Source organism: Dyadobacter jiangsuensis (genome assembly GCF_003014695.1).
Lineage (GTDB): Bacteria > Bacteroidota > Bacteroidia > Cytophagales > Spirosomataceae > Dyadobacter > Dyadobacter jiangsuensis.
In genome coordinates this window covers 405,770-428,407 of the sequence record NZ_PYAS01000002.1, presented here as the reverse complement: position 1 = coordinate 428,407, position 22,638 = coordinate 405,770, and the positions used below count along the sequence as shown (strand labels likewise).

Below are 22,638 nucleotides of genomic sequence, written 5' to 3'. Positions count from 1 at the left end.
CTTCCCTTTTATAAGATTTGAATTACTTAATAAAAGCAGAGAGAGTTACTTTTTATTTTTTCTTACCTTTTACTGGTGCTGCCGGAGCTTGTCCTGGTTTCGGGCGCTTAGCACCGTATTTAGAACGACGTTGCTTACGGCCGTTAACACCTGCAGTATCCAATGCACCGCGGATGATGTGGTAACGAACACCTGGCAAATCCTTTACACGTCCACCACGGATCAATACGATCGAGTGCTCTTGCAGGTTGTGGCCTTCACCTGGGATGTAGGCGTTCACCTCCTTGTTGTTCGACAGACGAACACGGGCTACTTTACGAAGCGCCGAGTTTGGCTTCTTAGGCGTAGTAGTGTACACCCGGGTGCACACGCCCCGACGCTGAGGGCATGAATCCAAAGCCGGAGACTTGGATTTCCATGTAATGGTCTCTCTACCTTTACGGACTAATTGTGAAATAGTAGGCATTTAACAATTTGATTTTGACACGATTAACTAATCGGCCGTTTGTTATATAAACACTTTTCCCGAAAAATCGGACTGCAAAAGTAATAAACCATCCTTGATTTACAAACCGTTAACAACTTTTTTTCGCCCGCTCCCCACCATTCTCTGTCAGGAGTTGTCAGGTAGTGGTCAGGAAATAGTCATGTTGTGGTCAGGAGGTTGTCAGGCAGTAGTCAGGAAATGATCGATATGTAACCGTTGGATTTGGAAAGAATGGTGGGTTCCGGCGGATAAATGCAGCAGAAATTCATGAAAAGCTCATTTTTCGAATAAAATTCTTCCTATATAGTATCCCGAATTTTATTTCCAATCGTTGTTTATTAGTATTGTTTTTCAGAAACCCAGTGCGCGTCGAATCGTTTGATTTTATACTCTACATTATGAAACTTTTCCGGAGTTACTTTACTCTCATAGTTTGTTTTGCTTCGTGTTTATACTTGTCCGGCTGCAACTCGGCGATGCAGGCATACAAAGACGGCCAAAAGAAATTTGCGAACGGAGAATACGACCTTGCCATCAAGGGTTTCCAGAAAGCCGCCGAAGCCAATATTGAACCGGCACAGACGAGCTACCTGATCGCCGAATCCTACCGCCTCTCCAACCGCTTCAAAGAGGCTGTCCCCTATTACAAAAAAGCGCTCGACGGAGGCATTACCAATCCCGATGCCCGTTTTCAGTATGCCTATGCATTGAAAACAACCGGGGACTATGCCGACGCTTCCGCCCAGTTCGCTGAGTTCGCCAAAGGCCAGAACGTACCGCAGAACTTGCAGGAACGTGCATTGCGCGAAGTCGAGATCCTGAAAATCGCCGATCGGTTGAAAACCACTAAAATGGAGGTCACGCTGAAATCGCTTCCCCTCAATACGGCAGGTTCTGAGTTTTCACCTACCGTGGTCGGTAATGAGCTGGTTTTCTCTTCTTCCAAAAAAGAAAAAATCTATAAGAACAACGGCCAGCCGATGCTGGGACTCTATAAAATCAATATCGCATCGGACGCGGGTAACACACAAGGAAACCCGGTGGTGTTTAGTCAGGAAATTTTCTCTCCTGATGCCAATGAAGGCTCACCCGCATTCTCTCCGGACGGTAAAACACTCGTTTTTGCAAGAGGTAATACCGGCAAAAAGAACGGCGGCGTGGATGTGGATCTTTACATGAGCCGTAACATCAATGGGCAATGGACGCCACCCGCAATTCTGCCTATCAACGATTCCCTCGCATGGGACGGCTCGCCCGCATTCTCGCGTGACGGCAAAACACTGTACTTCGCTTCCAACCGCGCAGGCGGTATAGGCGGCATCGACATCTACCGGACCAATATGGACGCATCAGGCCGGTTCAGCCGTCCGGTGAACATGGGTCGCGACATTAATACCCCTGGCGACGACATGTTCCCCTACGTAGCCGAGGGTGGAAAACTCTATTTCGCTTCCGATGGCCACCCGGGTCTCGGCAAGCTCGATTTGTTTTCAGCAACCAGAACACAGGGTGTGATTACGATCGAAAACATGGGACTCCCATTCAACAGCCCGCAGGACGATTTCGGACTGGTATTTTACCAAAATCTGACCAAGGGCTTCTTCGCATCCAACCGCGATGGCGGCAAGGGTGACGACGACATTTACTATTTCTCCGGACCGGAAGAAGAGGACACGACCAAAATCGCGAAACACAACGACCCGAACGATCCGCTTAACCCGAACAACCCGAACTATATTAATGGCAAACGGAAAGTGGTGCGCTACTTCCTGGCCGGAACCGTGCTCGATAATGGAGAAACCCCTACCCCGATCGATTCGGCCGTGGTGCACATTCTGCCGGACACGTCGGATACGCAGGTCGCCGAGTTCCCAACTGCCAAGGACGGCAAGTTTGGCAGACAGCCGGTAGAAGAAGGTAAGTCATACCAACTCCTCGTTCAACGTAAAGGCTATATCAGCAAGCGCGAGCCATTCTCGATGTCGGGCCGTAACATTCCGCCGATATTCCTGACCAAAGAACTGACGGACACCACATTCAATGTGATCGTCAAGCTCGACAAACTGGAACTGAACAAAACTTTCGTTCTGGAAAACATCTACTACGATTTGAACAAATACAATATCCGCCCGGACGCCGCCGTGGAGCTGGACAAGCTCGTTCAGATCCTGAAAGATAACCCGACGATGACGATCGAGCTCAGTTCGCATACGGATGCACGTGCAACCGACGCCTACAACATGACGCTCTCGCAAAACCGTGCCGAGTCGGCCGTGGCTTACCTGAATTCAAAGGGTATCGAAGCCGACAGGATGGAAGCCAAAGGTTACGGTGAAAGGGAACTCATTATCCCCAATGCCAAAACAGAGGAAGAGCACCAGCGCAACCGTCGTACCGAATTCACGATCCTGAGTTATTGATTTACCCGACGATAGAAAGCCCGCTGTGAACCGATCGATTTCGCAGCGGGCTTTTTCTTATACGCCCGGTTCATTTTTCGTATACTTGCATTTACAATATATCCCGAAGAATAATTATCAGTTAGTAATAAATGGCCCGACGCATAATCTATTGGTTCAGGAATGATTTGAGGTTAAAGGATAACCAGGCGCTTTCCGCTGCCGTTGGTTCCGCCAGCGAGATCATACCCGTATATGTTTTTGATCCCCGTCAATTTGAGAAAACCAAACTCGGCTTTCGCAGAACCGGCGCATTACGCGCACGCTTCCTGATCGAATCCGTTGCCGAGCTTCGCAAAAATATCCGGCAAAAGGGCGGCGACTTGCTCATCCGCACCGGTAAGCCGGAAGAGATTGTGGCTAAACTGGCCGAAGATTACAATGCCGACTATGTTTACACGAGTAAGGAAATAGCCCCACAGGAAACCCGCATCGAGTCTTCATTGAGTAAAAACCTCAAAACGGCGAACGTCGATATCAAACTGTTCTGGATGGACACGATGATCAGTGCATTTGATCTCCCATTCCCGGTGTCGAAGCTGCCGTCCGGCTTTTCGGAATTCGAACGCCTGCTAAGCAACGATCTTAAAATTAAGGACCAGTTCCCTACGCCGGAAGCAATTACATTGCCAGCCGATTTCGAAGCCGGCGCCATTCCCGGATTACCGGAACTGGGCATTGATCCGAAAGAGCTGCCGGGAGAAATCTCCGGTGCATCCACAGGCGGAGAAACCCACGCATTGGCAGTTTTGAAGGAGTATGTAGCGCAATATGTAAAAAAGGACATTGCCTACGCATCGGCAGAGCCCCTTACCGACACACGGCTTTCCGATTGGTTATCGCTGGGCTGTATTTCGGCATCTTACATCTATCGGAGTGTCAAAACTGCCCAGTCGCATGCCGTAACGGAAGATCCTATCATTACCAACCTGCTGAAACGGGAATTCCTGCATTGGACGTTGCTCCGGTTTGGTCCGCGGATGTTCAAGCCGAGTGGGGTGAAACATCATTTCAACCGTCGCTGGAAGAATGACAATGCCGCATTTGAAAAATGGATAAACGGACAAACCGAAAGTCAGGCAATAAATGCTATTATCCAAAAGCTGGCTATCACCGGTTTCATTACCGCTGCCGAGCGCGAATCCGCGGCTCAATATCTCGTCGACGACCTGGACATTAACTGGACCTGGGGCGCGATGTATTTTGAAAGCCTGCTCCTGGATTATGAAGCATCCGTAAACTGGGGCCGCTGGAATAACATCGCCGGTGTGGGGGAAGATTAATTTACCTAATTTTTACTTCAAAACCCGCCATCCGACGCTAGCAGGCCCATATTGCCTCTGGGAACCGGTTGTGTAGTTTTTCTTAAAGATTTTGCTAGCTTTGGTCAACTTTGAACCACATTCAATAACTCTAAACTGAATATTAAAATGTCAAAAGGACTCATTGCAGTTATCGTCGTTGTTCTGATTCTCGGATTTGTTGGCTGCGGTAAATATAATGGCCTCGTACAAAAAGATGAGGTCGTAAAAGAGGCTTGGGCCGGAGTGGAAAGCCAGTATCAGCGCCGCGCGGACCTTATCCCCAACCTGGTAAACACCGTGAAGGGTGCTGCCGATTTTGAAAAAAGCACATTGACAGCCGTGATCGAGGCACGCAGTAAAGCCACGCAAACCACGATCAATGCCGACCAGCTTACCCCTGAAAACATTGCCAAATTCCAGGCAGCGCAGGATCAGTTGAGCGGTTCGTTGTCACGCCTGCTGGTATCGGTAGAACAATATCCGCAACTGAAAGCCAACCAGAACTTCCTCGAACTGCAAGCTCAGCTCGAAGGCACCGAAAACCGCATTACCGTAGAACGCGGCAAGTTCAATACGGTAGTGAAGGATTATAACCAGGAAGTGCGCACCTTCCCGACCAACCTCTTCGCCGGGGTGTTCGGTTTCTCCCAGAAAGGCTACTTCACGGCCGCTCCGGGTTCCGAAAAAGCGCCTACCGTACAATTCTAACTTTCAGCGCCGGGCCATTTCAAAAAGCCCGGCGCAATGTTTTTCATCCATCCGTACCAATCCGGCCCCATGGCAACCGAATCCCTATTTTTCACCGACGAAGAGCAGCAGTACATCATTGAGGCTATTCAGGAAGCAGAAAAACAGACTTCCGGCGAAGTGAAAGTGCATATCGAAAAGAAATGCCCTACTCCCGACGTCATGGAACGGGCCAAGGAAGTATTCCTCTTCTTGCACCTGCACGAAACCGCAGAACGCAACGGGGTATTGTTTTACCTAGCTTACGAAGACCGGAAATTTGCGGTACTTGGCGATAAGGGAATAGATGAAAAAGTCACTGCCAACTTCTGGGACAGTACCAAAGAGCTCCTCCGGAACCACTTCAAAGCAGGAGAGTATAAGGAAGGGCTTCGGCACGGCATCCTGGAAGCCGGCTTGCAACTGAAAAAACACTTCCCCTACCAGTCCGGCGACATCAATGAACTTCCGGACGATATTTCGTTCGGCCAATAAACTATGAAGCAATTCATCATTTACCTATTGCTTGTCATCGCGGCCTTCGCCGGCGTGCAGGCGCAGGATATTCCGCCCAAGCCCGATCCTCCAAGGCTCGTAAATGACCTTGCCAACCAGCTTAGCCCCAACGAAAGGCAAATGCTGGAACAGAAACTCGTGGCCTATAACGACTCCACATCCTCTCAGATCGTGATCGTAACCGTACCGACATTGGGCGATTACCCCATTGCCGACTACGCATTCAAGCTCGGTACCGAATGGGGTGTAGGCCAGAAAGGCAAAAACAACGGTATCGTGTTGCTCTGGGCTCCGAAAGAACGAAAAGTGTTTATCGCAACGGGCTATGGTCTCGAAGGCGCAGTTCCCGATGCGATCGCCAAACGCATCGTTTCGCAGGTGATCACGCCGCAGTTCAAGGCCGGGCAATTTTACCAGGGCCTCAACGACGGCGTCGATATGATATTCAAATATGCTTCGGGCGAGTATAAGGCGGATCCGAAACAGGACAGCGGCGAAGGGGACGGCTTCCCTCCTATTCTGATTGTCGTGATCATATTCATTATTATTCTCATCATTATATTCCGTAACCGGGGTGGAGGTGGCGGTAACCGCGGCTATCGCGATATCGGCATCCCTCCTATTTTCTTTCCTTACACCACGCATTCAGGCCGTGGTAGTAGTTCCGGCAACTGGGGCGGCGGCTTCGGAGGAGGTGATGGCGGAGGGTTCGGCGGTTTTGGAGGGGGTAGTTTCGGAGGCGGCGGCGCAGGTGGTGATTACTAGTGTTCCAAACCAATCTATAATAGGAAAGCGGGTAGAAGCATCGGTCTTCTACCCGCTTTTGTTTTACCATCCTGGCGCGACGTATACTAGTGGCATGCTTTTTTGTACATATTCCATAAACTATATCACCAAAACCTAAACAAAGTTTTATGGAAAGGAAAAGCAATACCGGTTTGGTAGTCGGATTGATCCTGATGACCATCCTGGCAGCAGTGTTCGGATACCTTTATTATAAAGAGCACAACATTACCCGAAAGCAGGAAACTGACCTTACAGCCCGGGTTCAGGAACTGGCAGCCTCCGAAATCAAGCTGGATTCGATCTCCAAACAGCTCGACGCGCGCATTCTCGAAGTACAGAACCTCGGCGGCGACATTGCCGAGCTGCAAAAAGTAAAGGCCTCTCTCGAAAGCGATCGCGCGGCATTACGCAAAGGCAATGCGAACATGGGCCGGAAAATCAAGGAGTATGAGGAATTTCTCACCAAAAAGGACACCGAGATTGCTCAGCTTCGTGAGGAGAACCAGCAGCTGATCAGCCAGAACGAGGGCCTTACACAAGAAAAAAATGAATTACAGACGAGCCGCCAGGCAGTACGGGATTCGCTGAGCGGCGTTCAGGCGAAGAACACCGAGCTCGAATCGAAAGTAACCATGGCCGCTGCCTTGCGCGCACGTAACGTGAAGGTGTACGCGGTGTCGTCCAAAGGCAAAGTGCGCGAGGGCGAAAATGTGAAGTCTAAAAGAGTGGACAAAGTACGTGTGGACTTCATCCTCGAAAAGAACCCGCTGACCGCAACCGACGACAAGACCATCTACCTGCGTATTATCGATCCGACCGGTGCCACGATTTCGGATACCAAAACCGGCTCCGGCGTTTTCCAGTATAATGGCCAGGAACAAGGCTACACGATCAGCAAGGACATTACCTATTCCAACAACAACCAGGACGTAAGTATCATGTACGACCGCGACGCCCCATTCACGTCGGGCAAGTACACCATCGAGCTCTATTCGGAAGGATTTTCAATCGGCGAAGGATCGTTCTCCGTTAAGTAAGCCGGTCGTAAAACGTTTATTCACAGCGGTAGCAGTCATTACAAACTGCTACCGCTTTTATTTTTATGATTGATTGATATTTACCCATAATTCCTATCTTGCACGATAAAAACATCTGTTTACAACCCCAAAAACCAAATAAAACACTTCTCTCTCTATGTCTTCACAGATTTCCCAAAAACACCCCAAAGGGCTGTATGTCTTGTTCTTTGCCGAAATGTGGGAACGTTTCAGCTATTATGGCATGCGGGCCATTCTTCTGCTTTTTCTCCTCGATAATATCAAAGGCGGAATGGGAATGAGTGCAGCCGAAGGAACGGCCATTTACGGGCTTTATACCGCTTCCGTTTACTTACTCACACTACCCGGTGGCTGGTTGGCCGACAATATTCTGGGCCAGAAAAAAGCCATCTGGTACGGAGGCATCGTCATTATGCTGGGGCACATTATCCTGGCTGTACCAGCCGGATCAGCCATATTCTTCCTAGGACTGAGTACCGTTGCCGTCGGTACCGGGCTTTTGAAACCGAATATCAGCTCCATTGTGGGTGAACTTTACCCGGAAGGCGGCGCGCGGCGCGATGCGGCATTCTCTATCTTTTATATGGGTATTAACCTAGGATCTTTCCTGGGGATTGCCATTGTGGGTTACCTGGGTGAAAAGGTCAACTGGCATATGGGCTTTGGCGCGGCGGCAATAGGCATGTTACTTGGATTGATCGTGTTCCGGTATGGAAGCGCTACGCACCTGAAAGGGCTCGGTGAAGTACCATCGGCGAGGGAAGCCAGCGAAGAAGCAGTGGCACCGGTGTCGGGCAGCAGCAAAATGCTGGGGTACGGGCTCATCGCACTGCTGGTTGTGTTCCTGGTCGTGCTGCAATCCACAGGTACGATAAATATGACTACCGCGCAGGGCCTTGCGCAAGGTGCCGGTATCATTATCGTATCCATTTCGGCTGCTTACTTCCTGTTTATCCTCATCGCGGGCGGACTTACCCGCGTGGAGAAGTACCGCGTCGGCGTACTCATTATTCTCTTCCTGGCCATTGCATTGTTCTGGGCGGGTTATGAGCAGGCGGGTACTTCATTGCAAATCTTTGCCGAACGCCATACTCAGCGCATGATCGGCGGATGGGAAGTGCCATCCAGCTGGTTTCAGAACTTCCAGCCTACATTCGTATTGATTTTCGCGCCGGTACTCGCGAGCCTTTGGATATCGCTTTCTTCCAAAAACCGCAACCCTTCCATTCCTGTCAAATTCGCGATGGGTTTGATATTGCTGGGCCTGAGCTTCTTCGTCATGGTGGCTGCCTCCAATATCGCGGTCAAAGGTGAACTTGCTTCGCCGTTTTTCCTCACATTTACCTACTTCCTCCATACCATAGGCGAGCTTTGCGTGAGCCCTGTTGGTTTGAGTTCTTACACTAAACTGGCACCAAAGCGTTACGTGAGCCAGCTGATGGGTATCTGGTTTGTGGGTGCGTCGCTCGGTAACCTGATCGCCGGACTCTTTGCGGGCGGTTTCGACGAATCGAATATTCTGCAAATGCCGGCGTTGTTCAACCAGGTGGCCATTATTACCACCATTTTCGGTCTGATCCTGCTCGTATTCTGGAAGCCGATCAAAGGCTGGATGGGTGGCATTCACTGAGTCTTTTTATATACTTCAAAAACAAATACATCAAAAAATGAAATCAGCCGCATTCCGTGCTGCCGCTCTGGCCCTTGTGGTGAGCCTGGCAGGATGTAAAAAAGAAAAGGAAGAAACCGACACCACCAAAGTACCCGGCTTCGATGTGAGCTCGCTCGACTCGACAGCCAAAGCATGCGATGATTTTGATTCCTATGCCAACGGCGGTTGGAAAAAGAAAAACCCGATCCCCGGTACCGAAAGCCGCTGGGGCGCATTCGGCATCCTGGATAAGGAAAACAAGGAGGTCCGCCTGAAAGGCATTATCGAAGAGATTACCAAAGTTCAGGACCGCAAGAAAGGTACCGAAGAGCAGCAGATCGCCGATTACTACCAATCGTTCCTCGATACCGCAACGGTTGAGAAACGTGCACTGGAACCCCTGAAACCTTATCTCGACAAAATCAATGCGGTGGCTTCGCTGAAAGACCTCGCAGCGGTAGCCGGCGAGATGCAGAAAGTAGGTGTGGAAACCGTAACGGGTTTTGGAGTAGAAGGTGATTTGAGAAACAGCAAGGTCAATATCCTTTACCAGGGCCAGGACGGCCTCAGCCTCGGAGAGCGCAGCTATTACGACCGCACCGATTCCAGCACGGTGAAAGTGCGCGGCGAGTTTGTGAAGCATGTCGACAAAATGTTCTCGATGGCGGGCTTCACCGAAGCTAACCCCGGCCAAACCATCCTCGATTTCGAAACGAAACTCGCAAAGCTGCAACTGACGAATGTGGAGCTGCGCGACCCGGTGAAGACCTACAACAAAATGGCCTTCGCCGATTTCGAGAAACTCATCCCGGATTTCGACCAAAAAACATTTGCGGACAAACAGGATATCAAGACAGACACTGTAATTGTTCAGAACAAACCCTATTTGCAAAATCTGAACAAACTCCTGAAAGCGACACCGATCGCCACATTGAAATTGTATTCCAAATGGCAATTACTCTCGACGTTCGCGGGCTTCTTACCTAAGAAATACGATCAAGAGGATTTCCGTTTCTTCGCTACTGTAATGCGCGGTACCAAGCAGCAGAAAGGCCGTGTGGAACGCGCTATTCGTTCGACCGATGGTTTGCTGGGCATGCCGCTGGGTAAGCTGTTCGTGAAGAAATACTTCCCGGAGGAAGACAAAAAGAAGGTATCCGAAATGATCGAGAACGTGCGCACGGTGTACGGCGAGCGCATCGACAAGCTGACCTGGATGAGCGATTCCACAAAGGCCAAAGCACATAAGAAACTGAAAGCATTTACCTACAAAATCGGCTATCCCGACAAATGGAAGGATTATTCCTCAATCGAAATCGCGCCCGACAAGCTGTTTGAAAACGTGATTTCAGCGTCGCTGTTCGCGCACAAGGAGAATGTGGAAAAGATCGGCAAGGAAGTGGATAAGAAAGAATGGCTCATGACGCCGCAGACGGTGAATGCCTATTACAACCCGCTGAACAACGAGGTGGTGTTCCCGGCCGGTATCCTGCAACCGCCATTTTATAACCGCAATGCCGACGATGCGATCAACTACGGAGGCATTATCGCCGTGATCGGTCACGAGTTTACCCACGGTTTCGACGACCAGGGTTCGCAGTTCGACGATGAAGGCAACCTCAAAAACTGGTGGACCGCCGCCGACCGCGCCAATTTCGACAAGCTGACCAAGCGTTACATCGACTATTTCAGCGGCATCGAAGCATTGCCCGGCTTTAAGATCAACGGTGCGCTGACCATCGGCGAGAATGTGGCCGACTTGGGCGGCCTTACATTGGCCTATTATGCTTTGGAAAAGTCATTCAACGGCAAAGAGCCGGCTCCGATCGACGGATTCAACTGGAAGCAGCGTTTCTTCCTCGGCTGGGCGCAGGTATGGCACATGAACACCACCGACGAGGCATTGCGCAACCAGGTACAAACCGACCCGCACTCCCCAGCCCGCGACCGCATCAACGGCCCGCTGCCGCATTTGAAGGAATTCCAGGCGGCATGGAGCTGTGGTGCCGGAAGCAAGATGATACTGCCCGATTCCTCCCGGATTGTGATTTGGTAGTCGAGTTTATCGCATTAGATTGTCAGCCTGAGCGGAGTCGAAGGCCGGTGCTGTACCGGCCTTCGACTCCGCTCAGGCTGACAGCTTAATCATATTTGACACTGTCTATTTTTTACTTCCCTGCCAGATATTTGTTCCGATAAGCACTTGGACTGCATCCCTTAGCCTGCCTGAATTGGCGGGCTATATTTTTGCTATCCCCCAGCCCCATGTCCAGCGCAATCTCAAATACTGACATATCGGTATCGAGCAGTTTCTGTGTGAACTTCTCGATCCGCAGGTTAAAAATATATTTGTAAATCGGGTAACCGGTAATTTCCAGAAAACGCTTTTCCAAGGCCCGGCGTGATAGCGGCACCTGCTTCACGACCTCATCCACATGCAGGTTTTTGTCGATGTTTTGGTGGATGTATTTCAATGATGAAGCAATATGGTCATCGCCGGTCGCGTAAATATCCGTCGAATGCCGGGTAATGACCTGGGTAGGGCGTACTACCACGTCGTAATAATCCCTGGTGCCGTGTTTGATCATATGATCGAGCAGTTTGGCAGCATCATAGCCCCCTTTTTCCACGTCGAGTGCAATGCTCGACAATGGTGGATCGGACAAGTCGCAGATCATTTCATCATTATCCACTCCCAGCACGGCCACTTCCTCGGGTATGCGTATGCCCACGTGCCTGCACGCCTCCGTGATGTGCTGGCCCTGGTTATCGTCGCAAGTCATCAGGCCGATCGGCTTCGGCAGCGATTTCAGCCAACGGCTCAGCGAGCTGGGTTTATAATACCAAAGCTCCGTCGAACGTGACTTTTTGTGCTCGAAGTAATGCACTTTGTGCCCTTTCTTCCGCAAATGTTCTTCAAAGCCTTCCGCGCGCTCGCGTGACCACACGATGTCGTTGAAACCGTAAAATGCAAAGTTGGTAAAGCCTTTTTTGAGAAAGTAATCGGCACCCATTTGACCGGCTTCGTGGTAGGCGCCGGTAATGTTGGGGATTTCGGTGAAACGCTCCTTGAAATCCTGCGCGATGACCGGAATCCCGGCCCGGACGATCTTGTCGATCTCCTTATTATACAATTGTCCTACGATACCATCCGCTCCCCACTCCAACGCCCATTTCAGAATGCCGTCTATCCCGATCGTCTCGCGATGGAAAAGCGGCATCCGGCAGAAGATCCACGGCCCGAACTCTTTGGAATACGCATTGATCCCCTTCATCAGGCTCTTGCTGTACTCTTCGGCAAAATCGAGCAGGAGAATAATTTTGTACATATAAATACCCTTTCAACCGAGCTTGAACAGCTCCTTCACGCTCGATACCGTTTCATTGTTGACCAGTGGTTTGGCCCACATTCCAATACTCAAAATATATCCCAGCGGAATTAGCAGAAAAAGCATCGCGAAACGCAGCCCCACGAGCTCCCCTAACCCACCGACGATCAACGGAACTACCGCGCCGCCCGCAATACCCGCGCACAGGATGCCGGAGAACGTCCCGTGATGTTTCGGAACCGAGTTTAATGCCAGCGAAAATATCACCGAGTACATCACCGAAGCGAAGAAACCCGCCATCGGAAAGCCAATCAAAGCCATTTCCTTTGACCCGAATAAGGCCATCAGCAACGACGCAATGCCACCGCAGGTGAAGAATATCAGCACTTTCCGGCTATCGAATATTTTCAGCAATATCAATCCCAGGAAACAGCCGATGGTGAGCAGGCCCCAGAAATAGGAAATAACCGAAGCGCCGGTCGTGGCCGGATCCACTTCATGGTAGGTTTGCAGGAACTGAGAAATCCAGTTGGCAATGCCCTGCTCGGTCCCTACATAGGCAAATATGCCCAGGAAGAACAGCCATACCAGCTTATTCGCCGCCAGTTCCCCGAACGACTTGCCCACATCGATCCGCTCGTCTTCCAGCAGTTCCACCTTCGGGAATTTCACAACGGCTATCACCGCCACCATCGCCAGCGCGATGACTGCGAAAACCCAGTACAACGAAACCCATTTCAGGTTTTCAGGCACCAGGCCATTCAATATATCAATCAAAAAACCGGAATTGCCGGAATGAACATTCAACACCAGGTAACTATAAAGCAATGGGCTCAGAAACGACGCCGCTCCGAAAAACAACTGCGCTAATACCGAGTAAAATGCAAACTTCTCCTCGCCGCCCGAAACCCTCAGCAGCGGGTTAATGACTACCTGCAAAATAGCCATCCCAACACCAATCAGAAACAGCGAAAACAGCGCTACGAAAAAGCTGGGGATTAATGCAAAGAGCAATGCCCCGGCGAATGCCAACAGAAACGCCACGATCAGCATTACTTTCTCACCGAACTTCTCCACCATCAGCCCCGCCGGAATCGACATCACCCCGTAAGCAACAAAAAATGCAAACGGCAGGAAACCCGCCAGACCAATGCTGAGATCGAAACTTTTGACGATATCGGGGATGATCGGACCGAGGATGTTGGTCAGGAAGGAGATGACGAAAAAGATCAGGAAGATCAGTACTACGATGAAAATGTTCCTTTGCATGAGGGCTGCGCGTGGTTTGGTAGCCTAATTTAAATTTAAAACTGCATTACATCAATCGTCGAGCAGTGCCGCGGCACCCAGCAATGCAATATTCTCGTTTTCGGAAAGTAGTAAGGTCAGCTTTTTCAACGACTCGGGATAAGCAAAATCCTGAATACTTTCCAACATGCTATCCTGAAAAAACCGGTTGGCTTTGGCAATGGAGCCGCCCATGACAATCGCCTCGGGGTCGTAGGTATACATGATCGCTTTGATCACCGCGCCCAAATGCACCCCGAATTCTTCCCAAACTTCAATCGCTTCTTTGCTCCCTTTCAATGCTGCCTCGTGTGCCGCAAATGCGTCGATACCCAGGGAGTCTTCGAAAAAGCGGCTGCATACATAGTTTTCCAATATCGAATCCTTGTAAGGCAGCATCCCGATCTCCCCTGCGCCGCAGTTCTTTCCCGCATACAAATGATTATCGATGATAATACCCGAACCCAGCCCGGTACCGATGGCCATCCCGATCACCGACCGGAATTTCCGCGCCAGTCCGAACCGATGTTCGCCAAGTATGAAGCAATTCACATCATTATTCACCGAAACCGGCAGATTGAACTCCTTTTCCACAATATCGCGCAATGCCACCTCTTCCCATGAAGGGATATTCATGACATTATAAACAATGCCTTTGTTCACATCCACAACCGAAGGTACCCCTATGCCTATCCCTTTCACGGGGTAGGCCGTCAGCGGGCGGATTACGTCCATCAGCTGGTCGAGCGTTGCCGACAGTGAATGCTTGTTGGCCAGTAATGTCTGATTTTGCCGGGTAATATGGCCACCCGACTCGATGCCGGCACGAATGTTCGTGCCGCCGAGATCTACACCAATGTTCATCGACGGTGAGGAGTTGAGCTGTAAGCTGCGTTAAACGATCAGTTCGGTCAACGGGCTGTCACTACACTGCTGCGGCTCGATCGTCCGGCCAGATCGAAGCTTTTCAGCGTAACAGTACCCGAAACTTTCACAGGGTTTTCATAAAGCTGTGAAGTTTCGGTAGGCTCGGAGCCGTCGGTCGTGTAGCGGATTGCCAGGCCCGGCAGCTCCACATTCGCTTTCAGCATTCCGTTTTCTATGATCGCGCCTGGTTGAGGCAGGCGGTAATGATAGCCCCCGTTGATATACTTTAGTCTCGGGAGATGCTTTTGGGCTATCGAGTTTGCAAAAATATTCCAGCCCTCTGCCATCATGGCCTTTCTGGCGGCATCGTCGGCTACGTTTTCCCACTTCCGTTCGGCCGCCCAGGCGCTTTCGGAGAAGCCCAAAAGCTTAGGCAGGATCGAATACTCCATCATATCGCGGCCTTTGATCGTCTCGCTCCAAAGCTGCGCCTCGATACCATACACATTCTTGCGCGCCTCCGGCTTCATCTGCTGCTTACCCACAAATTCCTCCTTCATCGGCTTGCCCATGGCGGTTTCCTCTGTGGTGCGGAACATATTGAATGGCGCAAATGCCCAGTTGTCGCGCGTGTCCACAAATCCGCCCCAGTACAGGCCCGGCTCCTTGGGATCGTTGTTGTACGACATATCGAAATAGAAGTTGGTCACATTGCAGAGCACCACCGGATAACCCGCATTAGCCAGGCGATTACCCAGGTCGACATCATATACATTGTTCCAAACGTAGGGATACACCTGGCGCCCTACAAACTCCGGGTTAGCGAGGTAAGCGCCGGTTTCCGTTTTATTCAATGCCACTTCTTCCCAGCCATGCACTTTCAGGTTGCGCTTTTCGAGCATAGGCAGGAGTTTTCTGAAAAAGTAAGTTTGCAGATAGCGCGGCCCTTTCACCTCGGGATGCTCCTGCAACAGCTTGGCGGCCATGGGCGATTTCGTCCACACGCCATCGGCCACCTCATCTCCGCCAGTATGGAAAGTATCCATTTTCAAACCCGCCTGTTCGTACAGTTTCGCGATTTCATCCACCACTTTCACAAAGAAGTTGTAGGTCGATTCCCGGGCGGGGCTCACGACGTTGTTCTTGTAGCCTTGTGCCGAAATGTAAACCGACTTGTCGTCCGGATCTATCAAACGGTACTCGTTCGCCTCTTTCTCTTTACCTTCCTTCATCAACCGCTCATACCGCGCCTCCATCGACTTGATCGCCGCCAGGGCGTGGCCTGGGAAGTTCAGCTCCGGAATGATCTTAATGTGCCGCTCGTGGGCAAATTTGAGTATTTCAATGAAATCGGCTTTGGTATAGTAGCCGCTGCCGTGCTTGCCTTTCTCATTGGCTACCGGTCCCGACCCGTAGCCCGGGTGCAATGCGTTCGCATTCATGCCCGACGTGTGCTGGCGCTGCGCGCCTACCTGCGTAAGTTCCGGCAAGCCGTCGATCTCGATCCGCCAGCCTTCGTCCTCGGTAGTGTAGAGTAATAAATGGTTGACCTTATAGGAAGAGAGCAGATCGATAATGCGCTTCACTGATTCCTTCGTCTGGAAGTTACGCGCCACATCCAGGTGCAAACTGCGGAATTGGAACCGCGGCGCGTCCTGCACCTGCACAAACCCGAAACCCACCGAAGCGACAGGCTTCTGGTAAGCGTCCGTCGGTGCGAGCTGCAAAAGGCTTTGAACGCCGTAGAACACGCCCGCGGCATCGCTACCTTCGATCGTGATGCCCGTCTGACCGATATTGAGGTTATATGCTTCGCTGGAAACGCCGTTCACTGCCACTTTACCCATTTTGAGAACAATAGCGGCTTCCTCAGAAGAAGGTTTATTAGGAAGTCCGGCCTGAATCGGCAGATCGGTACCCGTTAATGTCTTTAATTTACTGATCAGATATTTTGCCTCATTTTCAAGCCCTTCCTGATAATACACATTGGTTTTACCAGTCAATGTGAATGTGCCAGCGGCCGGAACGAGTTTCACCGGGCTAGGTATGATTTTCAAAAGCTGCTCCTCGCCCAGTTTGGTAAATGCAGTATTGGCCTTGTAACGCGTTTCAGCGGTCGGAACCTCTTTCAAATCCATTTTACCGCGCAGAATCTGCTCCTTCGTCGTGAATGGCTCGATCGTATAGTCCACCACTTCGACGATATCCTGCTCTTTTCCTTCATTGTCATAAAACACGAAATACAAGCCCAGCGGGGCATCCGTCTCCTTCACTACCCCCTCGGTACCCGTGTATTTGATCACCACCGAATCCCCCGGCGCGAGTTTGAAATCCTTCGCAGCCACCATTTGGTACCAGTCGCCATTGATATGCTCTACGATAGCAGGCTCCGGTGTTTTGTTCGACTGGATCGGCCTGGGCGACATATTCCAGAATAGCTTCCAGTTGGAGGCGTCCAACGCAAAATCGCTGCCGTTTTTAATCGTAAACTGCGCCTCAAACCTTCCCTGCGGTTCGATAAAATTGCTGACAAGCTTCCACGAAACCGCGATTTTCTCGGCCTGTTCTTTGGATACATTGCCCGATTTGTTGCAGCTCGCAAACAGCAGCATACCAAACAAGGCAAGCGAAAGCGGGAGTAGTTTCTTCATAGGGTCAAAAAGGCTGGGGGATGATTTTTCCGGTGTTAGGAATACAACTTCCTAATTACTGACAATTGCGCAAAATATACTAGTGAAGGGTGCAAAAAGCGTCGGGAATAGCCCTTTTGTACGCCGCCTCCGTACATAACCGTATAAAACGGCTGCTATGGAAAACCCCTCGGGCGCTTTGTCCCGATTACTTTCGCTGGATGCAATGCGTGGTTTTACCATTGCAGCGATGATCATGGTGAATTTCCCGGGACACGAGGATTATGTGTTCCCCACACTCCGCCATACCCAATGGAACGGGCTCACATTTACGGACCTCATCGCACCTACTTTCCTTTTTATCGTCGGTGTTTCCATTGCATTGGCTTATTCCAAAAAACGCGATGCGCCAAAGGGCGCGCTGTATCGCAAGATCATCATCCGCTCGTTGAAAATATTTGCCGTCGGCATGTTCCTCAACATGCTGCCCGATTTCAACTTCTCCAACCTGCGCTATACCGGCACACTTCACCGGATTGCGATCGTGTTTCTGGTGTGCGCGATCCTTTTCTTGAATACGAACTGGAAGCAACAGTTCGGCCTGGCCGTTACCATTCTCCTGCTTTACTGGCTCGCATTGACCACCATCCCGACGCCCGGTATTGGTAAAGTAATGCTCGAACCGGGCGTAAACCTGGCCGCATGGGTCGATCAGCAATATTTACCCGGCAAAATGTGGCAGGGTACCTGGGATCCGGAGGGGATTCTGAGCACATTCCCGTCCATCGCGACCACCATTACCGGCATGCTCGCAGGCCAACTCATGCTGCTACCGTTATCTCCCAACGAAAAAAGCAATTACCTGCTCACCGCCGGCTTTGCCATTGCCGCTTTGGGTTATTTCTGGAACCTGATCTTCCCTACCAACGAAAACCTCTGGACGAGCTCTTTTGTGCTGGTAACTTCGGGCTTCGCTTCCATGCTCCTCGGCGCATTGTATTTCCTGATCGACATTCGCGGGGGCAGGAAGGGCATTACACTCGGTGTTATTTTCGGGGCCAATGCGATCGCCGCTTACGTGCTGGCCGATATTCTTGCATTGCTATTTTACATCATGCCCGTCGGCGCAGACACTTTGAACCACCACGCTGTGGCCGCGCTATCCCAATCAGGAATGGATCCGCGCCTTGCCAGTATGCTTTATGCGCTTTTTTTTGTGTGTATCAATTTCATCCCCGCCTTCCTTCTTTATAAAAAACGGATTTTCATTAAGCTCTAACCCATGCCTTACCGAACATCTCTCCGGTTTCTTATCCCTCTGATCGTTATCCTGCGAAGCGGCTTGGCCTTCTCGCAACCCCTTGATTTGTCCAAAAGCCAGATTTTCAGCCCGAGCGACAAGGCTACATTGCTCCGAAGCATTGAAGTTTTGCAAAATGAGATTGAAAAGCGGACTGGAATCAAACTCCCAGTCGCCAAAAAGCTTCCGAAAAACGGAAATATGATCCTGATCGTCTCGGAGGGCGACCTGAGTAAATTGCCGGCACCATTCCAAAATGTCGTTTCCGCATTGCCTGAATTAAAAAACGAGGGCTTTAAATTAGTCTCCGGCCCTTCGAATACCATTATCATAACAGGAAAAGATGCGCGGGGAATATTGTACGGTGTCGGGCGATTCCTTCGGAAAGCGGAAATGACCCAAGGTAAGTTGCAACTCAATGCCCGGCTGGCGGTCAGCACCAGCCCGCGGTACCCCATGCGCGGCCACCAGCTCGGTTACCGCCCCAAAACGAATGCGTATGACGCATTCACCGTCGCGGGTTTCGACCAGTACATCCGTGAACTGGCGCTATTTGGAGCCAACACCATCGAAATCCTCCCCCCGCGTACCGACGACGACGCTACCAGCCGCCATATGAAAATATCCGCCGCGCAAATGATCGTCGAGCAGTCCCGGATTTGTAAGTCCTATGGCCTCGATGTATCGATCTGGTATCCGAATATGGGTAAAAACTATACCCACCCCGATTCCATTGCAAAAGAGCTCGCCGAGCGCGATCAGGTATTCGCAAGCTTGCCAAAACTCGACGGCCTGTTTGTGCCAGCAGGCGACCCGGGCGAATTGGAACCGGATGTACTTTTCGCATGGCTTGAAAAAGAAGCGACATTATTACAGAAATACCATCCCAAAGCTAAAATCTGGGTTTCGCCCCAGGTCTTCCGCCCTACTCAAAAATGGTTCGATGCATTTTTCAGTCATGCCAATAAGGAATATCCCTGGTTCAGCGGAGTGGTATTCGGGCCATGGGTGAAGATTCCGGTACAGAAGATCAGGGAGATGCTCAAACCCTCGATCCCGATCCGGCATTATCCCGACATCACCCACAACTATTCGGCGCAATATCCGGTACCGCACTGGGACCTTGCGTGGGCAATGACGCTCGGGCGCGAGAGCATCAACCCGCGTCCGTTTGATGAAAAAGCCATTCACAATGCATTGGATCAGTATGGCATCGGCAGCGTGAGCTACTCGGAAGGTACCAATGATGATGTAAACAAGTTTGTTTGGAGCGATCAGGATTGGGATCCTGAGATGCCGGTCATCGAGACCTTGCGTGATTATGCCAGATTGTTCTTTGGTACTGAATACAAAGAAGCCGGTGCACAGGCGATCGTCGATCTCGAAAAGAACTGGCACGGCGAGGTCGTCGACAATGACGGGATCGGTATTACGCTCCGCCAGTGGCAATCGATAGAAAAGAGTGCGCCTTTAAAACTACTGCAAAACCCGAGGTTCCAGATGGGGCTTATCCGTGCGTATTTTGACGACTACACACGCCAGCGGCTGATTTACGAACTCGAATTGGAACAGCAAGCGCGGCGCGCACTGGCATCGGCCGACCAGTCCGGAGCGGTGAAAGCCTTGCGCAATGCGGAAAGTCTGCTGGAAAAGGCCTGGAAAGAACGCATTCTCCCGGACCATCAGCAAAAATGCTTCGATCTGGCCGATTCACTATTCAAAAGCATCGGCGCGCAGTTAACCATGAAGAAACATGGCGCGATGTCGGGCCGCGGTAATTTCGTGGACCTGATCAACATGCCGCTGAACGATGTCCCCTATTTGCTGGACCAATTCAAGAGAATAGAAAAGCTGACCAGCGAGGCGGAAATGCTGCGGGAAATAGATCAACTGTTGCACCGCACTGACCCCGGCCCGGGTGGGTTTTACGACCATTTCGGCGATCCGGAAAGCTGGTACCGCGTAGTACCCGCCTTATCCTGGGAAGAAGATCCGGGAAGTCTGCAGTCGCCCCGGATCGGCTTTGGCGTTGGTTTGGTAGGTGAAGAATGGGTGGATGAAATCCAGGCAACCGGGTTTAAAGGGCAAGTGACGCCTCGTGCCTGGATGAAGCAGGCCAAAACCCTCTACGACCAGCCATTGCAAATCCGCTACGACAATCTCGATCCGGACGCTACCTACCGTATCCGCATTTCCTACACCGGACGCTTCCGCTCGCGCATGCGCATGACCACCGACGATGGCCAGACCATCCATGATTTTATCCAGACCGGCGAGCAGCCCACATTCGAATTCAACGTACCCAAAGCTGCCACTGCCGACGGCAAAGTCATTTTTGAGTGGACTTGCGGCGAAGGGGAGCGCGGCTCACAGGTGACGGAGATATGGTTGATGAAACAATAAAAGAAGATCTCACAATGGAATCCACATTACTCGAAAAACTGAAAAACGGCGGCAATGTATACGGCACCTGCATTACCTCCACCGGCCCGATGTGGCCCTCGGCCGTGAAGAAAACGGGTGTCGACTTCGTGTTCATCGATACCGAGCACATTCCGATCGGGAGAACGGAAATGGCTGTACTATGTCAGCAATTCCGGCATTTGGGCATTACCCCTATCGTCCGCATTCCGTGCCCTGACCCTTACCTTGCCTGTCAGGCCATCGATGCAGGCGCAAAAGGCATTGTGGCCCCCTACCTGGAATCCGTAGCACAGGTTACGGAGCTGGTGGGTGCTACCAAATACCGCCCGCTGAAAGGCAAGATTTTGCAGAATTACCTGAGCGGGGCTGTTCGGATACCTGAAAATATGCAGGAATATGTAGCGAAATACAATGCGGGAAATATCTGCATTGCCAACATTGAAAGCGTACCAGCGATGGATAATCTGGACGCATTGCTGTCTGTGCCGGGGCTGGACGCGGTTTTCATCGGTCCGCACGATTTGTCGGTGAGCCTGGGATTGCCCGAGCAATATGACCATCCCGAGTTTGAAAAAGCCGTTTCCTACATTATCCGCACCACGCGTGCCAAGGGATTGGCCATTGGTATTCACTTCTCGCTGGAACCCGAAAGGCAGATTCAATGGATGAAAGAAGGCGCGAATATCGTCGTGCACAGCTTCGACGTGGCGCTTTTTGTTCAGAAACTGAATGCAGATTTTGACAAAATAAAAAGGGCGGCCGGCGATCCGGCGGCCGGCGATGTCCCGACCGCTTCGAATGACCATTCATTAATAGTATAGCCCCTTTATTTCCCCTGCCACATCATCAGTCCTTCTATCAGCGCGGTAAGCTGTTCGAAGGGCATGTTGGGCGTGAGGTATGCATGCGGCCCCATGGGATCGTCCTGCCAGCTGTTATTGCCACCGTCCACGATGATTCTTCCGCGTTTTACACCAAAATAGGGTTGAATACCCCGGACGCCTACCAACACGGCCGTCTGGTCCCAGCTCATCCGGCCATCCACATCGCCTTTAGACAACGGCATGGCCATCGCAAAAACATCCTTCACCGGGCTTTTCAGACTTTCATTAGCGATTACCCGCTTGCCGGTTTTAATTTCTTTCCCAATTTCAAAACCGCTGAAAAGGATCTCGGTAGGCCACTCGGCAAAGACTTTGGCGGACGCCACCGAATCTACCAGCACATTGTATTCACGACCTTTCGGAAACCCGCCAGCCATCGACACAAGTTGTTTTACCTTTTTACGAACAAGGTTGCTACCTGTCAGCTGTGAATTGGCATCCGGGCCGGAGTCCAGCAAATCCGCGAGGTTCGTCAGGAAGCCAATCGTGACAATCGTGACACTCTGATCGGGCTGCTTAGCGAGGATCTTCCGATAGGTTTCCACCGCATCCGGTGCATCCGACGTTTTGGTGATTTTGTGCGGATATTTCTCTACCAGCATTTCCGGCCATTTTTGTGTAGCCCCAAAACTCGCCCCCTTGCCTCTGGGAGCGCCGGTAGGCAATTCGGGACGGCCAAAATAGTTATTGAGGATTTCGATAGTGGGTACTACCAGCTCATTTTTATTAGAAGAAATCACCGCCAGCGGTTTTACCTCTCCTTTGTCGGCCAATGCGTGCATGACCGCCATCGCCCCCACATCGTCGTAATCCGGACCGATATCCGTATCAAGAATCAGCGAATTGACCGATCTTCCGGTTTGAGCGTAAGCGTTAGAGAGTGTGAAGAGGCAAAGGAGCAGTAAAACTTTGTTCATGACATTCATAAAA

17 protein-coding genes are annotated in these 22,638 nt (G+C 51.1%); 11 read left to right on the top strand and 6 right to left on the bottom strand.

What is annotated here, in order from left to right; translation table 11 throughout:
• Window positions 1-52: 52 nt before the first annotated feature.
• On the bottom strand, window positions 53-466 hold the full coding sequence (rpsL, locus tag CLV60_RS05020) for a 30S ribosomal protein S12 (protein ID WP_026350530.1): 414 nt from the start codon (window positions 464-466) through the stop codon (window positions 53-55).
• Window positions 467-885: 419 nt separating this feature from the next.
• Between rpsL and CLV60_RS05015 the strand changes: the two genes are divergently transcribed.
• The 8 genes from CLV60_RS05015 to CLV60_RS04980 all read left to right on the top strand — a co-directional run bounded on the left by CLV60_RS05015 (window position 886) and on the right by CLV60_RS04980 (window position 11,043).
• The gene (locus CLV60_RS05015; protein WP_510185970.1) at window positions 886-2,907 is read left to right on the top strand and encodes a CHU_0125 family OmpA-like outer membrane integrity protein; all 2,022 of its coding nucleotides are present in this window, start codon (window positions 886-888) and stop codon (window positions 2,905-2,907) included.
• Window positions 2,908-3,038: 131 nt separating this feature from the next.
• The gene (locus CLV60_RS05010) at window positions 3,039-4,229 is read left to right on the top strand and encodes a deoxyribodipyrimidine photo-lyase (RefSeq protein ID WP_106594286.1); all 1,191 of its coding nucleotides are present in this window, start codon (window positions 3,039-3,041) and stop codon (window positions 4,227-4,229) included.
• Window positions 4,230-4,376: 147 nt separating this feature from the next.
• Window positions 4,377-4,958, top strand: coding sequence for a LemA family protein (locus tag CLV60_RS05005; RefSeq protein ID WP_090152000.1), 582 nt, complete (start codon window positions 4,377-4,379; stop codon window positions 4,956-4,958).
• Window positions 4,959-5,027: 69 nt separating this feature from the next.
• Window positions 5,028-5,471: a TPM domain-containing protein gene (locus CLV60_RS05000; RefSeq protein ID WP_106594497.1), complete on the top strand. Its 444-nt coding sequence runs from the start codon at window positions 5,028-5,030 to the stop codon at window positions 5,469-5,471.
• 3 nt (window positions 5,472-5,474) lie between these two features.
• The gene (locus CLV60_RS04995; RefSeq protein ID WP_106594285.1) at window positions 5,475-6,257 is read left to right on the top strand and encodes a TPM domain-containing protein; all 783 of its coding nucleotides are present in this window, start codon (window positions 5,475-5,477) and stop codon (window positions 6,255-6,257) included.
• A 149-nt stretch (window positions 6,258-6,406) separates the two neighbouring features.
• A complete protein-coding gene (locus tag CLV60_RS04990) occupies window positions 6,407-7,315 on the top strand; it encodes a DUF8428 domain-containing protein (RefSeq protein WP_106594284.1) in 909 nt (302 codons plus the stop codon).
• 157 nt (window positions 7,316-7,472) lie between these two features.
• Window positions 7,473-8,966 carry a peptide MFS transporter gene (locus CLV60_RS04985; protein WP_106594283.1) on the top strand — a complete coding sequence of 498 codons (1,494 nt, stop codon included), beginning with the start codon at window positions 7,473-7,475 and terminating at the stop codon, window positions 8,964-8,966.
• A 37-nt stretch (window positions 8,967-9,003) separates the two neighbouring features.
• Window positions 9,004-11,043 (top strand): M13 family metallopeptidase, encoded by a 2,040-nt coding sequence (locus CLV60_RS04980; protein WP_106594282.1) that lies wholly within the window; start codon window positions 9,004-9,006, stop codon window positions 11,041-11,043.
• Between the two features lie 112 nt (window positions 11,044-11,155).
• Here CLV60_RS04980 and CLV60_RS04975 read toward each other — a convergent pair whose 3' ends face one another.
• Genes CLV60_RS04975 through CLV60_RS04960 form a run of 4 tightly spaced genes read right to left on the bottom strand, consistent with a single transcriptional unit; the run spans window position 11,156 to window position 17,121 of the window.
• On the bottom strand, window positions 11,156-12,316 hold the full coding sequence (locus CLV60_RS04975) for an AraC family transcriptional regulator (protein ID WP_106594281.1): 1,161 nt from the start codon (window positions 12,314-12,316) through the stop codon (window positions 11,156-11,158).
• Window positions 12,317-12,328: 12 nt separating this feature from the next.
• On the bottom strand, window positions 12,329-13,585 hold the full coding sequence (locus CLV60_RS04970; protein ID WP_106594280.1) for an MFS transporter: 1,257 nt from the start codon (window positions 13,583-13,585) through the stop codon (window positions 12,329-12,331).
• Window positions 13,586-13,636: 51 nt separating this feature from the next.
• Entirely contained in the window at window positions 13,637-14,467 is an 831-nt protein-coding gene (locus CLV60_RS04965; RefSeq protein ID WP_106594279.1) for an ROK family protein, read from the bottom strand.
• A gap of 47 nt (window positions 14,468-14,514) precedes the next feature.
• On the bottom strand, window positions 14,515-17,121 hold the full coding sequence (locus tag CLV60_RS04960; protein WP_106594278.1) for a family 20 glycosylhydrolase: 2,607 nt from the start codon (window positions 17,119-17,121) through the stop codon (window positions 14,515-14,517).
• 157 nt (window positions 17,122-17,278) lie between these two features.
• Between CLV60_RS04960 and CLV60_RS04955 the strand changes: the two genes are divergently transcribed.
• From CLV60_RS04955 to CLV60_RS04945, 3 genes are read left to right on the top strand one after another with little or no spacing between them, the layout of a single operon-like run.
• Window positions 17,279-18,379 (top strand): acyltransferase family protein, encoded by a 1,101-nt coding sequence (locus CLV60_RS04955; protein ID WP_106594277.1) that lies wholly within the window; start codon window positions 17,279-17,281, stop codon window positions 18,377-18,379.
• Window positions 18,380-18,382: 3 nt separating this feature from the next.
• Window positions 18,383-20,803, top strand: a complete 2,421-nt coding sequence (locus CLV60_RS04950; protein ID WP_106594276.1) for a beta-N-acetylhexosaminidase family protein — start codon at window positions 18,383-18,385, stop codon at window positions 20,801-20,803.
• A 14-nt stretch (window positions 20,804-20,817) separates the two neighbouring features.
• A complete protein-coding gene (locus tag CLV60_RS04945) occupies window positions 20,818-21,645 on the top strand; it encodes an HpcH/HpaI aldolase family protein (protein ID WP_106594275.1) in 828 nt (275 codons plus the stop codon).
• A 5-nt stretch (window positions 21,646-21,650) separates the two neighbouring features.
• On the opposite strand, the gene CLV60_RS04940 is transcribed toward CLV60_RS04945, so the two are convergent.
• Window positions 21,651-22,625: a nucleoside hydrolase gene (locus tag CLV60_RS04940; protein WP_106594496.1), complete on the bottom strand. Its 975-nt coding sequence runs from the start codon at window positions 22,623-22,625 to the stop codon at window positions 21,651-21,653.
• Window positions 22,626-22,638: the final 13 nt, after the last annotated feature.